Below are 15,489 nucleotides of genomic sequence, written 5' to 3'. Positions count from 1 at the left end.
AGAACACACACACTGAAATTTTCAGTGTGTGTTTTTAAATTTATTTTAAATCGGGGTATTTTTCAAGATAGTCTTCAATAGCCAGACTGTATTCTTCCCATTGTGTAACTAACTGATTACTAGTTTCTTGCTTTTCTTTTATTTTCTGATCAATAGCAATTAATGCTTGATGATCGTTAGCATTTGCTGCTTCAAGCATCATTTCTTTATCTTTTTCGATCATTTCTTCAAGAGCTTCGTTATCAGTCCAAGCTTCGTCTGCTAATTTCTGTAGTCTTCTTAGTTCACTTTTTATTTTTTTATTTTCTTCATAAGACAGCTGACCAGCAGAGATAAGTTCTTCTTTTTGCCCATTCTTATTTTCCTCAGCTGCTTCAAAGGCTTCAAATTCTTCTTTTTTAGCTAAATAGTAATCATAATCGCCAAGATAAAGCTGGCTCTTGTCAGCAGCTATTTCTAAAACATGAGTAGCAATCCGATTAATAAAGTAACGATCATGAGAAACAAATAGCAGCGTTCCGTTAAAGTTAATGAGTGCTTCTTCTAAGACTTCTTTCGAATCAATATCTAAGTGGTTGGTTGGCTCATCCAACAATAGGGTATTATCGTGATCAGCCGCTAAAAGAGCTAAGGCTAAACGAGCTTTTTCACCACCACTGAGCAGACTGACTTTCTTTTCCACCGTTTCTCCACTAAAAAGAAAAGAGCCTAAAATGGAACGGATTTTCCACTCATCTGTTGTATCATGAGCACGCCAAAGGGTCTCGAGTACGGTAACGTCGCCAGACAGATGGTTGACGTTTTGGTCGTAGTAGCCAATTTGGACATTGGTTCCCTTCTTAATTGTACCATCGATAACTGGAAGATAACCTAAAAGAGTTTTTAGAAGAGTCGTTTTCCCAATTCCATTAGGACCAACAATAGCGATGGCATTTTGCTTGGTCAGGTCAAGGTTGATGTTTTGACAAAGAACATCTGTAGGAGAATAACCAATACTCAAATTTTCTGCCTGAATAACTTTTTCACCCGATTCTTTGGCAATTGAAAATTGAATACGAGGAGCCTTAGCATCTTGTTTAGGTGCTTCAATGCGGTCCATCTTTTCTAACTGTTTGCGTCGGCTTTGGGCTCTTTTAGTAGTGGAAGCACGGGCAATGTTTTTTTGGACAAATTCTTCTAAACGATTAATCTCAGCTTGCTGTTTGAGATATTGTTTTTGAGCGTGTTCCATGCGAGCTGCTTTTTCTTGGACATAAAAAGAATAATTACCTTGATAATGATGTAGATGGTGGTCGCGAATTTCATAGATTTGAGTTGCGACTTTATCTAAAAAATAGCGATCGTGAGAAACGATTAAAAGTGCGCCTTGATAGGTGGTTAAAAACTTTTCTAACCAGCTTAAAGTCTGCATGTCTAAATGGTTGGTAGGCTCATCCAGAATTAATAAGTCATAGTCTTGTAATAAGAGTCTGGCTAAGGCGATACGAGTCTTTTGGCCTCCAGATAGACTTTGAATAGGTTGATCATAATCCTCCGGATAAAAACCAAACCCATGAAGAACAGTTCGAATAGTAGATTCGATTTGATAGACATTTTTTGCTTGTAATTCCATTTGAATTTGATCATATTGGGCCAAGGTCTCTTGATATAAAATAGATTGAGTATCACCTTGATCAGCTAGATTCGCTAGTTTGTCAGCAATTTCTTGGGCTTGGTCTCTCATAACTAATTTTTTAGAAAAAAGAGACAGCATTTCATCCCAAACAGTTAAAAGAGAATCTACTGCTATATGTTGTTCTAAGTAACCGATGTTTAGCTTTTTAGCACGACTAAATTGACCATCATTGATGGGTTCATCACCAATGATTTGTTTAATTAGAGTCGACTTACCCGTTCCATTACGTCCGACCAATGCAATTCGGTCACGTTCTTGAATCGAAAAGTTAACGTCTTCGTATAAAGTCACATCGGCAAAACGACGACTGATATTGTTTGCTTGTAGTAAAATCACGGGCCATCCCCCTTTGTTCAATCTCTCCCATTATAGCACGCTTATTAAACTCTCACTAGTTTCGATTCAACTGGCTTTTTAAAAAGTTTGTGAATTTTTTTTAAAAAAGACTCTCTACTGATTGGCATTATCTTCGTTTGATGATATACTAGACTTATCAAATTGTGAGAAAACACACAAACAAGTGAAAGTTAGGATGAACGGAGGAAGTAGAATGGTGAAAGAAATCCCACGAGCGACGGCCAAGCGTTTGCCAATTTATCATCGTTATTTGCGATACTTATACAATGCTGGTAAGACGCGCATTTCATCAACCGAACTCAGTGATGCTGTTAAAGTTGACAGTGCGACCATTCGGCGTGATTTTTCTTATTTTGGAGCCCTTGGGAAAAGAGGCTATGGTTATGATGTGGAATATTTGCTTCAGTTTTTTGGGAAGACACTCAATCAAGATCGTCTAACAACCACTGCCTTGATCGGAGTTGGATCATTAGGGAATGCCTTATTAAACTATAACTTTAGAAAATCTAATAATGTCAGAATTGGTGCCGGTTTTGATGTCAATCCTGATTTGATTGGAACTGTCCATTCGGGCATTCCTATCTATTCGATTGATGAGTTAGAAGAGCAATTAGAAATCCAAGCAATCGATGTGGCTATCTTAACTGTTCCTCAAGAATATGCAGACGAAATAATGGAACGATTAATAGCTGCTGGTATAAAGGGAGTTTTGAACTTTACCCCATTACGTTTTGAAGTACCTGAAAGTGTTCGCGTACAAAATGTTGATTTAACCAATGAACTGCAGACCTTGATTTATTTCATTAACCAAGAAGAAATTGCTGATCAGTTAGCAAGAGAATAGAAAATGATTGGACTTCTTACTATTTATAGTGAGAAGTTTTTTTATGGTTTTAGGAAAAAATAATGAGATTTTTATATCTATTTCTTGCTTTTTAATCAAAGATGGTCTAATATATTAATTGTGATTAGCACTTATATCAACAGAGTGCTAAATAATAAAATTTGGAGGGATTTTCATGTTGAAACCTTTAGCAAAACGTATTGTTCTAAAACCAAAGGAAGTCGAAGAAACAACAGCAAGCGGCTTTGTGTTACCTAGCTCTGCTCAAGAAAAACAACAAATTGGTGAAGTAGTATCGGTTGGTCCTGAAATAGAATCAGAAGACGGAATTAAAGTTGGCGATCAAGTTATCTATAAATCTTATTCAGCGACCGAGATTGAAGACCAAGGTGAAAAATTTATTATTATCGAATTAAAAGAAGCTTTAGCAATTATTGAATAAAAGATATTTAATAAAGAACTCAATAGAAAAAGATATAAAGGAGCGGTATAAATGGCAAAAGAATTGAAATTCTCAGAAGACGCACGTGCAGCTTTATTGCGCGGGGTAGACTTATTAGCAGATACGGTTAAAACAACAATGGGCCCTAAGGGACGTAACGTTGTCTTAGATAAGACTTACGGTTCTCCACTTATTACAAACGACGGCGTAACCATTGCGCGTGAAATAGAATTGGAAGACCGTTATGAAAATATGGGTGCTCAATTAGTGCAAGAAGTAGCTTCAAAAACCAATGATATAGCTGGAGACGGAACAACGACTGCCACTGTTTTAACTCAAGCAATTGCACGTGAAGGAATGAAGAACGTTACAGCAGGTGCTAACCCAGTTGGTATTCGTCGTGGAATTGATAAAGCAACTAGGACAGCTGTAGCAGCTTTAGAAGAATTATCACAACCTGTATCTTCTAAAGAAGCGATTGCACAAGTAGCAGCTGTATCATCAGGAGACCAAAAGGTTGGCGAATTGATTGCTGATGCTATGGAAAAAGTCGGCAACGATGGTGTAATCACTATTGAAGATTCTCAAACCATTGAGACTGAATTATCAGTTGTAGAAGGTATGCAATTCGATCGTGGTTACTTATCACAATATATGGTAACCGATAATGAAAAAATGATTTCAGATTTAGAAAATCCATATATCTTAATTACAGACCGCAAGATTTCTAACATTCAAGATGCGCTTCCAGTATTAGAAGCAGTAATGCAATCTGGCCGTCCGTTATTGATTATTGCTGAAGATGTTGAAGGGGAAGCTTTACCAACTTTAGTTTTAAATAAATTACGCGGAACTTTAAATGTAGCTGCAGTTAAAGCACCAGGATTTGGAGACCGTCGTAAAGCGATGTTAGAAGATGTTGCGATTCTTACTGGAGCTACTGTAATTTCTGAAGAATTAGGCTTTGAATTAAAAGATGCAACCATCGACCACTTAGGTTCAGCTGGAAAAGTGACTGTGACTAAAGATGACACAACGATTGTTGAAGGTGCTGGTTCATCCGAAGCTATTAAAGAACGTGTAGCTTTAATTCGTCACCAAGCAGAAGAAACTACTTCAAGCTATGACAAAGAAAAATTACAAGAACGTTTAGCGAAATTAGCTGGTGGTGTAGCAGTCATTAAAGTCGGAGCAGCAACTGAAACCGAACAAAAAGAAGTTAAATTACGTATTGAAGACGCATTAAATGCCACTCGCGCTGCTGTTGAAGAAGGAATCGTAGCGGGTGGAGGAGCAGCTTACTTAATCATTAAAGATCAAGTAGCTGCCACAGAAACAGAAACTGATGATGAAGCAACTGGGGTGAAGATTGTGGTTCGTGCTTTAGAAGAACCTGTTCGTCAAATTGCTGAAAATGCAGGTCGTGAAGGCTCAGTGATCGTCAATAAAATTATTTCTTCAAAAGAAGGAACAGGCTATAATGCAACAACGGATCAGTTTGAAGATATGATTCAATCTGGTATTGTTGATCCAACTAAGGTAACTCGTTCAGCCTTACAAAATGCTGCATCGGTAGCCGCTTTATTATTAACAACTGAAGCTGTCGTAGCTGAAATTCCTAAAGACGAACCTGAAATGCCTGCCCAACCAGGTATGGGTATGATGTAAGTCAATTAAATAAATTGATTAGGCAAACGATTTAAGGTGGTTTTAACCTTAAATCGTTTGCTCTTTTTATTTTCCTGACTATAATTAGATAGTTTTAATGAAATTTGTCCTTAAACACATTGAAAGTGCCTAATAATATAGGTAAAATGATAGAGATAATATGGCTATCAAAATTAGGACGTACTAGAGAAAGATAATGTTCTATATAGCTAATAGATTATAGTGAGGAATGAAAGCATGTTAAGAAACCAAGAGACGTTATCACTTCGTTTCGTTCAATGGGTAGAAAACCTACCTTTTGCCCACAAACGATTGATATGGGCAGTCAGTGACCTTTTAGCTTTTTGTCTAGCAACAATTGTTGCTTTAGTCATTTTTTTAGGTATATTCAAAGTCCCAATGCAGTTTTATGTGGGACATTTATTATTGTCCTTTGGTTTATATTATGCAGTCTCTAAGCATTTTAAAGTCGATTCACGTATAAAGCGCTATGCGACTATGGTCGACTTTTCGCTTTTATTTTTAATTGTTATTTTTGCCAATTTAATTTCTGGGTTGGTTTTATCTATAGTGCTTAAATGGCTCTCTTTTCGCTATTTAATTATAGTAGCAGGTCTAGCAGGGGTTGCAATCAGTGCTTTACGAATATTATGGCAATATATTTATCACACTAAAAACAGAGTCACTAATATCGATAACAAAAACAGAGAAAATATTGTATTAATTGGAGCAGGAGACGGTGGATCACTTTTTATGAATGCTTACCAACGTCATCCAAGAAACGAAAAAGTGGTTGCTATCCTAGATGAAGACCACTCTAAAATTGGTATGAATATAGGAGGCGTCGAGGTAGTAGGGGGCTTAGAACAACTTACGGAATTAACTAAGCAGTACAATATCGTAAAAGCTGTCATTGCTATTCCTTCCCTGAAACCAGAAAAATATGAAGAAATACTTCGTTATTGTAACGAATTAGGTGTGCGCGTCTATAATATGCCAAAAGTTGAAGACGTTTTATTAGGAATCCATCAACCAAAAGAATCCATGCGTGAAATTAAGATTTCAGACCTTTTGGGCCGTCAGGAAATCGAACTAGACGAAACTGCTATGAGAAAGGAATTAGAAGGGAAAACCATTCTAATAACGGGAGCAGGAGGGTCTATCGGATCTGAAATAACCCGTCAAATTTCTAAACATAATCCAGCAAAAGTTATTTTATTAGGGCATGGGGAGAACTCTATCTATCTTATCTATCATGAGATGATTAAAACTTATAACGAACGTATGATTCAATATATTCCGGTTATTGCGGATATCCAAGACTATGACCGTCTATTAGAAATATTTAAAGAATATCAACCTGATATTATCTATCACGCGGCTGCTCACAAACACGTACCTTTAATGGAAGCTAACCCGGTCGAAGCTTATAAAAATAATATTTTGGGCACATACAATGTCGCACGAGCTGTCGATCAAGCTAGAGTGTCTAAAATGGTAATGATATCTACGGATAAAGCGGTCAATCCCCCTAATATTATGGGAGCGACTAAACGAGTAGCTGAGTTAATTATCACTGGCATGAACAAGCAGTCAGCATCCCTTTATTGTGCAGTTCGTTTTGGAAATGTACTGGGCAGTCGAGGCAGTGTTGTTCCTGCTTTTAAAAAGCAAATAGCCGCTGGAGGTCCTGTGTTAGTTACAGATTTTAGAATGATTCGCTATTTTATGACTATTCCAGAAGCCAGCCAATTAGTTGTTTTTGCTGGAACTTTTGCCCAAGATGGTGAAGTTTTTATCCTTGACATGGGGGAACCTGTTAAAATTCTTGATTTAGCCAAGAAAATGATTCTCCTTTCCGGGCATACAGTTGAAGAAATCGGTATTCGAGAGTCAGGTATTCGACCAGGTGAGAAGCTTTATGAAGAATTATTGACCGGATCAGAACTTGTTGAAAATCAATTAAATGATCAAATATTTGTTGGAAAAGTTGTACCAATTCCACTACAAGAGACTTTGGAATTTGTCGAAAGTTTGAAAGAGGCGGTTCATCAGCCTAAAATTATGAAAGAAAAGATAATAAAATTTGCTAATGATAGCACACAATACGGAGGTTAACATGCAACAAGAAGAAATTAGCTTAAAAGATTTATGGAAATTATTTACTAAGCATGCTTTTAAAATATTTAGTTTAACTCTCTTAGGGATCATTTTGGCGATTGCTTTTATGATTTTATTTGTAACACCTAATTACCGCTCAACGGCTCAGCTTTTAGTGAATCAATCAGAAGAGCGAATGGGACAATCGCCTATCCAATACAGTGAATTACAAGCTAACTCACAGTTGATTAATACTTACCGCGATATTATCACGGGTGACAGTGTTCTTAATCGAGTGAGCGATGATGCCAATAAGGCTTATTCGGTAGGAGATTTAAAAGATGCTATTACGGTGGAACAATCACCAAACTCACAAGCTTTTTATGTTTCCGTTCAGCTTGAGTCCCCTCAAGCTGCTCAAAATGTTCTTTATAATGTGATTACAGTTTTTGAAGAAACAGTCAGCGATATTTATGGGGGAGAAGATACCAACATTTTTATTCTTTCTCCAGCTTCCTTTAACCCAAACCGAGTTTCTCCTAGTTTGCCAATTTATTCAATTATTGGGGCCCTAATGGGTCTGGCGATTGCCATCTTAATTATTTTATTATCCGAAATTTCTGACACAACCGTCAAAGATGATGAATTTATGGCAAGTCTAGGAATGAATGATTTAGGACATATTTATCAACTTTCAAGTAAAGAAGTGAAAAGTTCTCGTATAGCAAGTAGTAAATCACAAAAACGGACTAGAAAGAAGGTTTAGCATGTTTAATACTCGAAAGAAAAAAGAAAGTAAATTATTAAAAGATCAAGAATTTGGAACCTCTTTAATTACTTATACATCTCCTCAATCTATTAATGCGGAGCAATTCCGTGCCATCCGTACGAATATTGAATTTGCTCAAGTCGATCGGAAGCTTAAGAGTTTACTAATTTCTTCTTGTATTCCGGCTGAAGGCAAGTCGACCGTTTCAGCAAACTTAGCGGTTGTTATGGCTCAAACAGAGAAAAAGGTTTTGATTGTTGATGCGGATATGCGTAAGCCAACCCTTCATCGAACTTTTAGAATCGATAATAAAGAAGGACTGTCAACCTTAATTGCCAATCCTGAGGTCAAATTTAATCAGGTAGTTCAACATAATCCCGAAACAGGTCTTTACTTATTGCCGTGTGGACCTATTCCGCCGAACCCTTCAGAATTACTCGGTTCAGCTCGTATGACATCCATTATGCATGAGTTGAATCAATATTTTGATTTGATAATCTATGATACGCCACCTATTACTGCTGTGGCTGATCCACAAATTTTAGCAACACGTGTGGATGGTATTTTGATGGTATTACGTTATGGCTATGTTCGTCGTGAGGAAGTACGCCAAGCGAAAGAAATCTTAGATAATGTCAATGCGAATATTTTAGGATATGTTATGAATGGTGTTCCGCGTGAAGAAGGATCAGGCTATTATTCATATTATGGTTATGGTTACGGTCATGATTCCGAAAAAGATAGCAAGGATGAGTAATAAAAATGATTGTTGATTTACATTCACATCTCATACCCGGAGTAGACGATGGGGCGCAAACGCTAGAAGATTCTATTTACCTAGCTAAAATGGGTCAAGAAGAAGGGGTCCAACATATTGTTTTAACCCCCCACCATCGTAATGGTCAATTTATTAATCATAAAGAGGATGTTATAAAATTTACGGACAAATTATCTGCTGATTACGAAAGAGCTGGCCTACAAGTTAAAGTGTATCCCGGTCAAGAAATACGCTTAACCAAGCAATTTATGGAAGATTATTATAATGGTGATTTATTATCTCTAGATGGATCGGACAAATATTATTTGATTGAATTTCCAACTGCTAAAGTCCCAGAATTTGCGCCTAAAATGTTATTGCAGTTAATTGATATGGGAATAACACCTTTAATTGCGCATCCAGAAAGAAATCATCAATTAGCTGAAAATTATGAGGATTTATATGACTTAATTCAGATGGGATGTTTATCACAAATCACTTCTTCTTCTTATGTGGGCTTATATGGTGAAAAACTTCAAAAAACAGCAAGAGAAATGATTGAACTTAATTTAGCACATGTTATTGCTTCTGACGTCCACCATGTGGATTTTCGACCATTTAATATGAAGGCTGCATTTAATCAACTAGAACAAGATTTTGGTCAGGCAAAGGTCGACTACTTCTTACAAAATGCTCGGGATATCTTTAACGGAGATCCCATTCATAAGTTAGAAGCTAAACACTCAAAATCAATAAGAAAAAAGAAAAAAAGATTCTTTGGACTCTTTTAAAAAACTTGATTGTCGTTTAGTAGCGACAATCAAGTTTTTTTATTTTCTAACTAAAAAGTTTATGCCTATTTATAGGCTGAAATCTACAAAGCGATTAAAAGAGTAGATAGAAGGAGGGTTATGAGGGCGATTGCTATTAAAAGATAAAGCTTGGTATCGAATGGATAAGGGATAGATAAAAGATAAGTTACGGTCAGTATTTAATTGATAGTAGAAGAAGCCGTATTTGATAACCGTTTGTCGATTAGTATGATCTTCGAGTGTATTAAAATAGGAGCAATAGCGTAAATTGAGCCAAAGAAGGCTATCTAAACAACTATTAAAAGGTATGAAGAGGTGTTGGTCTTGGAGTATATTGTGTGAAATTTGTTCTAAGGATTGGTTGGAGTACCAAAAATCTCCGTTGCTATCAATGATTAGAGTATTAACATTGATATGGGCTGAACTTAAGTCGCATAAGAGTATGGGGATAATTGAATAATGAGATGGGAGGTAATGAGCTTTGCTTAGCGCTTGATGAAGAAATGCAAAATAATGACGATGACACGGAGCAACTTTAATACTTATCTTAAAATTTAACGACAAGAATATCACCACCAAAAAATATTTATCAAACAAGTTGAAAATACCATATAGTAATTCTTATTTCAATAGAAAGGCGAACCAAAATAGCCACTTATATAAAATTTTATATAGCATAAGGATTCATATAAAAAAATAATAAATTGAATAGATAATCTTACTGTCGTGTTAATAATTAATGACAAAAGTATGAATCTAAAATGATTTCCGCTAGAATAACTTTGCCTGCTTATTGGGTCATGTTATACTATAGTTACTAAACAAAACTATTAAAAAAGGGGGTTCTCATAGATGAAGAAAACAATTCAACAGCTGATCAATAAATCGGCTATTTGCTTGTCTGTTATCACTTTAATGGGCTTGACTCAAGCATCAGCCAATACCACCCATGTGGTCGAAAAAGGCGATACGATTTATAGCATAGCTCGTAAATATGGTTTGTCTGAACAAGACTTAATGGCTTTAAATGGCTTATCAAGTACAACTATCGATATAGGTGCTCAATTGATTGTGAGTATGGATGGAGGAGACAAAAGTAGTAATCAAGAGGAGGCAGGTTATTATGTCGTAAAAAAAGGGGATACCCTCTATTCCATTGCAAATAAATTCGGTTTATCCGTCGATCAATTACGATCTTTTAATGGTCTCACAGGTAACTATATAGATGTAGGTGATCGTTTAGCTTTAAATGGTTCAAATACAACAGATCAACCAAGTCAGCCACCGGTAGTGAAAGAAGATCCAGCCACTTATGTGGTTCAAAAAGGCGACAGTCTTTATAAAATTGCTAATGCCTACGGCTTAACGGTTAGTCAGTTAAAGGCTATGAACGGGCTGTCCTCCGACTTTATTGATGTAGGGGACTTATTAGCAGTAGCTGATGGAGGAACTACTTCTGTAACACCTGGGGGGGCTAATCAAGGATCCAACAATCAAGGTTCGTATGTTGTTAATAAAGGTGATAGCCTTTATACCATTGCTTTAAGATATGGTGTGACTGTTAATCAGTTAGTGGCATGGAACGGCTTAGTTTCAGATTTAATCTATCCGGGAGATAAACTAGCAGTAACATCTAACGGATCAACTGATCTTACAAATCCCAACCGTCCAAGTCAACCGTCTTACTCATCCAATGCTTACACGGTTGTGGCGGGGGACAACTTTGATACTATTGCTCAAGCCTATGGTATGACTGGCCGTCAACTGATGGCTTTTAATGGTCGAACAGATACCATGATCTACCCTGGTGAAGTGATTTATTTACCAAGCTCAGGCTCCAATTATGTACCAAGTCAAACTAACACAACTTCTAATAACTCAACAGGTAATCAATTAACCACCACGCCAGATACATCCAGTGATTCTCAACCACAAAGCGATGGGCTAGGTATTAATAATGAAAAACCAAAGACTCTTAAAAAGGAGCCGCGCGAAGTGAATATTCGCAAACCTAAAACTTTACAAAAAGATGAAGATAAACTCACTGATCCGAGAACCAAGGCGCTAGATCCTGAAAGTATTGACTTGCCGACTCATGAAGTGACTGAAGGGGAAAAATTGGCTGATATTGCAAAGGCTAATGACATTAATGAAAATGATTTACGCCAATGGAACGGCCTCTTAAATGATGCGATTGAAGTAGGAGATATTCTTTACTTGAAGGATCCAAGCCAAGCGATTACAGTCTTTAAACAAGCTCGCCCATTAGAAGAAATTTATCCAATTAAGCATACTTTAATGGAAGACGAAAGAATTCAAGACTTATTAGAGGTTTACCCAGTAACAGAAGCTCAAATTATTGAATGGAGCGAATTAGAAGAAGGTAAAGAAATTGAGCAAGGAACAGAATTAACCCTTTCCCATCCTGAAAAGGCACCGAGTATTTATAAGGTGACTGAAGAAGATTCCTTAGAAAGTATAGCGAATCAATTCGAAGTTTCGGTTGAAGCGCTTCGTGGATGGAACGGTTTACTTGACAACGTGGTCTATATTGGTGAAGAAATTGCTGTCACTAATCCATGGGTAGACTACCATCAAGTAGCTCCTGGCGAGACACTCGAAGTTTTAGCAGACAAGTATGAAGTAAGTATTGACCAATTGAGACAATGGAACGATTTACCAGCTGAATCAATGGTTGTAAATGGCGTGTTAATTGTATCGAATCCGAAAGCTTTTGAATTAGAAGATAAAGATAAGGATAGCGACGCTGAGAGTACTGAAGAAACAAGTGCTGAATAAAAAAAGATAAAGACAAAAACATCGCAAGCCTTGGCTGCGATGTTTTTTATTGCAATGAAAAATATAAACTCTTTACGAAGAAAGACTGAACCAAGCTGCGTGTTGTCCAGAAACAGCACCTGTTGCAAAAGCAGCTGTAATGTTATAGCCACCTGTATAACCATTAATGTCAATGATTTCACCACAGAAATAGAGGCCTTTCATTAATTTAGACGCCATGGTTTGAGGGGTGATTTCTTTTAAGTTAACCCCTCCACCCGTTACAAAACCTTTTTCAAGTGGTTGACTGCCATAAACAGTGAGTGGAAAAGCTTTGACTCGTTTCCACAGCGCTTCTTGAATAGAATGGTTGACTTGCTTATAAGCTGACTTTTCTTGGATTCCTACTTGTTTTTGAATCAAGCCATTTAGTTTGTCAGGTAACCATTGGCGCAGAATGTTATCAACTTGCTTTTCTCTTTGTTCTTCTGCCAGTTTCTTGAGCTCTTCATATGAAATATATGGGATAAGATCAATGGTTAGATTCGCAATTTTTTCTTGGCTTTCTTTAAGGTATAAATTGACATGGCCGGAGCATCTTAAAATAGCTGGTCCTGAATAACCAAAGTGGGTAAAAATCATATCCATTTGATGGGAAACAATTGTTTTCCCTTTTTTATCTAGTACTTTGACATTAACGTCCCTCAATGAAATACCTTGTAATGACTTGTCTTGAACAAAGGAATCGTTGGATAATAAGGGGACTTCAGTGGCATAAAAATCCGTCAAACTGTGACCAGCGTCTTTGGCCCATCGATAGCCATCTCCTGTCGAACCGGTGCGAGGATAGGCCTTGCCGCCTGAGGCTAAGATGACAGCTTTGGCAGTATATGTCGCTTTGCTGGTTTGAACACCTCTAACAGAAGCTGTTTCTTGATTATACAGAACTTCTTCAACAGGTTCACCAGCAATTACTTCAATGGCATAATGTTTCATCTCATTAATTAAACAGTCGCGAATGGTGCGCGCAGAGTCCGAAATGGGAAACATCCGCCCATGATCTTCTTCTTTTAAGCGAACACCTCGTGTTTGAAAAAAATCGATTATATCTTGTGAATCAAATTGTTCTAATACAGAATAAAGAAACTTACCATTACCTGGAATATGGTCAATGAATACTTCACGAGGTGAACGATTGGTGACATTACAGCGGCCACCTCCGGTAAGAATTAATTTGCGTCCTAATTTATAATTTTTTTCAAGTAACAGCACACGCGCGCCATTCATGCCAGCGTGGATTGCTGCCATCATTCCGCTAGTGCCTCCACCAATAACAATAACATCAGGGCGATTCATCATTTTCCTCCTCGCTAGGCATTTGTTTTGATTGTATCATAGGAAAAAAATAAAAGGCAAAGTGTTTCCACTTGCCTTTTAGTATATAGAATTTACTATACCATTGGATAGACAGGAATTTTAGCTCGTGTTGCTAATTGTTTAGCGAAATAATCACTTAAGAAATAATCAACCATGCCGTGGATAAGAGTTCCTCCACCCACTAGAACAATTAAAACATATAAGAAGTTTTCACTGGCTTGGCTAAAACCAGCTTGGGTGATCACATAGACGACGAATACTTCAGCAACCGCATGAATTAAGTTGATGATGAAAGAAAACGTCCATTTATTGCGACTTGTTGCTAACCATTGCGGTTTTTGTTGAAGCATTTTAGCGCCAACAAAAGCAAATACAACGTGCGAAGCAGCTCTTGCAACAATAATCATAGGAAAGCCAGCTAATTGAAATCCCAGACTAGTACCTAAACTTACTAAAACAGCTGTAAAAGGCGAAATAAACATGGCCATAAAAATTGCCACATGACTAGCCAAAGTATAAGAAGCAGGAGGAATCACAATTTTAAGTGGCATAACCATTGGTATGATAATACCAATTGCTGTGAGTAAGCTAGCGAACGTCAATTGGCGTGTTTTAGATAAGCGAGTAGTTTGAGACATAAGAACCTCCAAAAAATTTACTATAAAAGCAGTTTAACAACAATCTATAATGGTGTCAAGACACCTGTCTATACATAGAGGATTTTTTCTTGTGACAAAGCATTTTCGATTAGCTTAAATTCTTTTAGACTAGGCACCTGTATGGTATGTGAATGAATACCATCCGTTAAGGATGCTAACATTTCACCTTCATAAGTTGCCATACGTTCTAGAAAGGCTTCAAGATCAGCTTGCGAATGAATATGAAGGGCAGCAGACAATAAACCATAAACCGGATGCTCTATTTGCACATCAAGCACTTTACCCTGATAGGCTAATATTGTTTCTAACTCTAGCCGCATTTGACTATCATCATGACGACAAACAATCACCCCCGTATACCCCTTAGTAGCAGTATTGTTAATCGGGGAAGAAGGAATTAAATATCCCTGATTAGTGGCTAAAATTTCTACTTTATGATGGGCCCGTAATAAAGCAATATCTCCAACAATTACCTGACGACTGACTTGATAACGACTAGCTAACTCATTGGCCGTTATCGCTTCGCTTTGTTCTTTTAAGAATGCTAAAATGGCTTGGCGTCTTTCTTGAGCTTTCATAAATTTCACTTCCTTTGAAATGATTATACCACGAAGGCAAATGACTGTTGATCGAAAGCAAAATAAATTTGAAGCAGTGTGAGAAAATGTTAGACGATAATACATATGTGACATAAAACAAATAAAAATAGGGAGCTTCTGTTACACTAAAGATATACAAACAACTTAGCGAAAGGAAGCTCCCATGAAAAATATTATAACAGAAGAAATGCGATTAAGAAAAAGAATTGTAGAGTATGCCATCGAACATGATAATAATGCAGCAGCAGCTCGGCGTTATCATACGTCTCGACAAAATGTAAAACGTTGGCGTGATCGATATGACGGAAGTTGGGAGAGTATAAGAAATCAATCACGACGTCCTCACTCACACCCTAATCAGCATACCGATAACGAACTACAAATAATTAAAGCAAAATATCAACGCTATGGTCATGAAGGGCTCGCGGAAGTTTATGTTCAATGTCAGCGTGAAGGTTATTCACGTAGTTATGATAGTATGTGCAAACAGATTCGTGAGCAGGGTTGGAATAAGAGCGTAGCGGATGCTAAGAAAAAATATCCCAAGTCTAGATGGAAACCGACCCAAGTAACTTATCCAGGCGAAAAGGTACAAATCGATATCAAATATGTGCCCATGCATTGTCTTAAGTTTGATTCGAAAGGCATTCGT

The 15,489-nt window shown here is 37.1% G+C and carries 14 protein-coding genes; 9 read left to right on the top strand and 5 right to left on the bottom strand.

Going from position 1 to position 15,489, the window contains the following annotated elements; translation table 11 throughout:
• Nucleotides 1–40: 40 nt before the first annotated feature.
• Entirely contained in the window at nucleotides 41–2,011 is a 1,971-nt protein-coding gene (locus ACQV2T_RS05475; RefSeq protein WP_428874002.1) for an ABC-F family ATP-binding cassette domain-containing protein, read from the bottom strand.
• 214 nt (nucleotides 2,012–2,225) lie between these two features.
• On the opposite strand from ACQV2T_RS05475, the gene ACQV2T_RS05470 reads away from it, so the two are divergent.
• The 7 genes from ACQV2T_RS05470 to ACQV2T_RS05440 all read left to right on the top strand — a co-directional run bounded on the left by ACQV2T_RS05470 (nucleotide 2,226) and on the right by ACQV2T_RS05440 (nucleotide 9,403).
• Nucleotides 2,226–2,876, top strand: coding sequence for a redox-sensing transcriptional repressor Rex (locus ACQV2T_RS05470; protein ID WP_428874003.1), 651 nt, complete (start codon nucleotides 2,226–2,228; stop codon nucleotides 2,874–2,876).
• A 175-nt stretch (nucleotides 2,877–3,051) separates the two neighbouring features.
• Nucleotides 3,052–3,318 (top strand): co-chaperone GroES, encoded by a 267-nt coding sequence (locus ACQV2T_RS05465; RefSeq protein ID WP_428874005.1) that lies wholly within the window; start codon nucleotides 3,052–3,054, stop codon nucleotides 3,316–3,318.
• A gap of 51 nt (nucleotides 3,319–3,369) precedes the next feature.
• The gene (gene groL / locus ACQV2T_RS05460) at nucleotides 3,370–4,986 is read left to right on the top strand and encodes a chaperonin GroEL (protein ID WP_428893338.1); all 1,617 of its coding nucleotides are present in this window, start codon (nucleotides 3,370–3,372) and stop codon (nucleotides 4,984–4,986) included.
• Nucleotides 4,987–5,223: 237 nt separating this feature from the next.
• The gene (locus ACQV2T_RS05455; protein WP_428891897.1) at nucleotides 5,224–7,104 is read left to right on the top strand and encodes a polysaccharide biosynthesis protein; all 1,881 of its coding nucleotides are present in this window, start codon (nucleotides 5,224–5,226) and stop codon (nucleotides 7,102–7,104) included.
• Between the two features lies 1 nt (nucleotide 7,105).
• A complete protein-coding gene (locus ACQV2T_RS05450) occupies nucleotides 7,106–7,852 on the top strand; it encodes a YveK family protein (protein WP_428891898.1) in 747 nt (248 codons plus the stop codon).
• Nucleotide 7,853: 1 nt separating this feature from the next.
• Nucleotides 7,854–8,612 (top strand): CpsD/CapB family tyrosine-protein kinase, encoded by a 759-nt coding sequence (locus ACQV2T_RS05445; RefSeq protein WP_428893337.1) that lies wholly within the window; start codon nucleotides 7,854–7,856, stop codon nucleotides 8,610–8,612.
• Nucleotides 8,613–8,617: 5 nt separating this feature from the next.
• Nucleotides 8,618–9,403: a tyrosine-protein phosphatase gene (locus ACQV2T_RS05440; RefSeq protein ID WP_428893336.1), complete on the top strand. Its 786-nt coding sequence runs from the start codon at nucleotides 8,618–8,620 to the stop codon at nucleotides 9,401–9,403.
• 69 nt (nucleotides 9,404–9,472) lie between these two features.
• Here the strand turns inward: ACQV2T_RS05440 and ACQV2T_RS05435 are convergent, their stop codons facing one another.
• Nucleotides 9,473–9,988 carry a hypothetical protein gene (locus ACQV2T_RS05435; protein WP_428874012.1) on the bottom strand — a complete coding sequence of 172 codons (516 nt, stop codon included), beginning with the start codon at nucleotides 9,986–9,988 and terminating at the stop codon, nucleotides 9,473–9,475.
• 288 nt (nucleotides 9,989–10,276) lie between these two features.
• On the opposite strand from ACQV2T_RS05435, the gene ACQV2T_RS05430 reads away from it, so the two are divergent.
• Nucleotides 10,277–12,223, top strand: coding sequence for a LysM peptidoglycan-binding domain-containing protein (locus tag ACQV2T_RS05430; RefSeq protein WP_428893335.1), 1,947 nt, complete (start codon nucleotides 10,277–10,279; stop codon nucleotides 12,221–12,223).
• Between the two features lie 72 nt (nucleotides 12,224–12,295).
• Here ACQV2T_RS05430 and ACQV2T_RS05425 read toward each other — a convergent pair whose 3' ends face one another.
• The 3 genes from ACQV2T_RS05425 to ACQV2T_RS05415 form a co-directional block, all read right to left on the bottom strand.
• Nucleotides 12,296–13,558: an NAD(P)/FAD-dependent oxidoreductase gene (locus ACQV2T_RS05425; protein ID WP_428893334.1), complete on the bottom strand. Its 1,263-nt coding sequence runs from the start codon at nucleotides 13,556–13,558 to the stop codon at nucleotides 12,296–12,298.
• A 95-nt stretch (nucleotides 13,559–13,653) separates the two neighbouring features.
• Nucleotides 13,654–14,217: a hypothetical protein gene (locus ACQV2T_RS05420; RefSeq protein WP_428875142.1), complete on the bottom strand. Its 564-nt coding sequence runs from the start codon at nucleotides 14,215–14,217 to the stop codon at nucleotides 13,654–13,656.
• A 68-nt stretch (nucleotides 14,218–14,285) separates the two neighbouring features.
• On the bottom strand, nucleotides 14,286–14,816 hold the full coding sequence (locus ACQV2T_RS05415; protein WP_428874017.1) for a 3H domain-containing protein: 531 nt from the start codon (nucleotides 14,814–14,816) through the stop codon (nucleotides 14,286–14,288).
• A gap of 184 nt (nucleotides 14,817–15,000) precedes the next feature.
• Between ACQV2T_RS05415 and ACQV2T_RS05410 the strand changes: the two genes are divergently transcribed.
• Nucleotides 15,001–15,489, top strand: a 489-nt coding sequence (locus tag ACQV2T_RS05410) for a helix-turn-helix domain-containing protein (protein WP_428893333.1), incomplete at its 3' end; no start/stop codon positions are given.

It is taken from the genome of Facklamia sp. P13069, assembly GCF_050409405.1.
Taxonomy (GTDB): Bacteria; Bacillota; Bacilli; order Lactobacillales; family Aerococcaceae; genus Facklamia.
The sequence above is the reverse complement of the archived record's forward strand: the minus strand, read 5'-3'. Positions and strand labels throughout refer to the sequence as shown.

Coding starts and splice junctions, on each gene's coding strand:
- groL (WP_428893338.1), top strand. CDS start 3,370: ATGGCAAAAGAATTGAAATTCTCAGAAGACGCACGTGCAGCTTTATTG.
- ACQV2T_RS05425 (WP_428893334.1), bottom strand. CDS start 13,558: ATGAATCGCCCTGATGTTATTGTTATTGGTGGAGGCACTAGCGGAATG.
- ACQV2T_RS05430 (WP_428893335.1), top strand. CDS start 10,277: ATGAAGAAAACAATTCAACAGCTGATCAATAAATCGGCTATTTGCTTG.
- ACQV2T_RS05465 (WP_428874005.1), top strand. CDS start 3,052: ATGTTGAAACCTTTAGCAAAACGTATTGTTCTAAAACCAAAGGAAGTC.
- ACQV2T_RS05420 (WP_428875142.1), bottom strand. CDS start 14,217: ATGTCTCAAACTACTCGCTTATCTAAAACACGCCAATTGACGTTCGCT.
- ACQV2T_RS05455 (WP_428891897.1), top strand. CDS start 5,224: ATGTTAAGAAACCAAGAGACGTTATCACTTCGTTTCGTTCAATGGGTA.
- ACQV2T_RS05415 (WP_428874017.1), bottom strand. CDS start 14,816: ATGAAAGCTCAAGAAAGACGCCAAGCCATTTTAGCATTCTTAAAAGAA.
- ACQV2T_RS05450 (WP_428891898.1), top strand. CDS start 7,106: ATGCAACAAGAAGAAATTAGCTTAAAAGATTTATGGAAATTATTTACT.
- ACQV2T_RS05470 (WP_428874003.1), top strand. CDS start 2,226: ATGGTGAAAGAAATCCCACGAGCGACGGCCAAGCGTTTGCCAATTTAT.
- ACQV2T_RS05445 (WP_428893337.1), top strand. CDS start 7,854: ATGTTTAATACTCGAAAGAAAAAAGAAAGTAAATTATTAAAAGATCAA.
- ACQV2T_RS05440 (WP_428893336.1), top strand. CDS start 8,618: ATGATTGTTGATTTACATTCACATCTCATACCCGGAGTAGACGATGGG.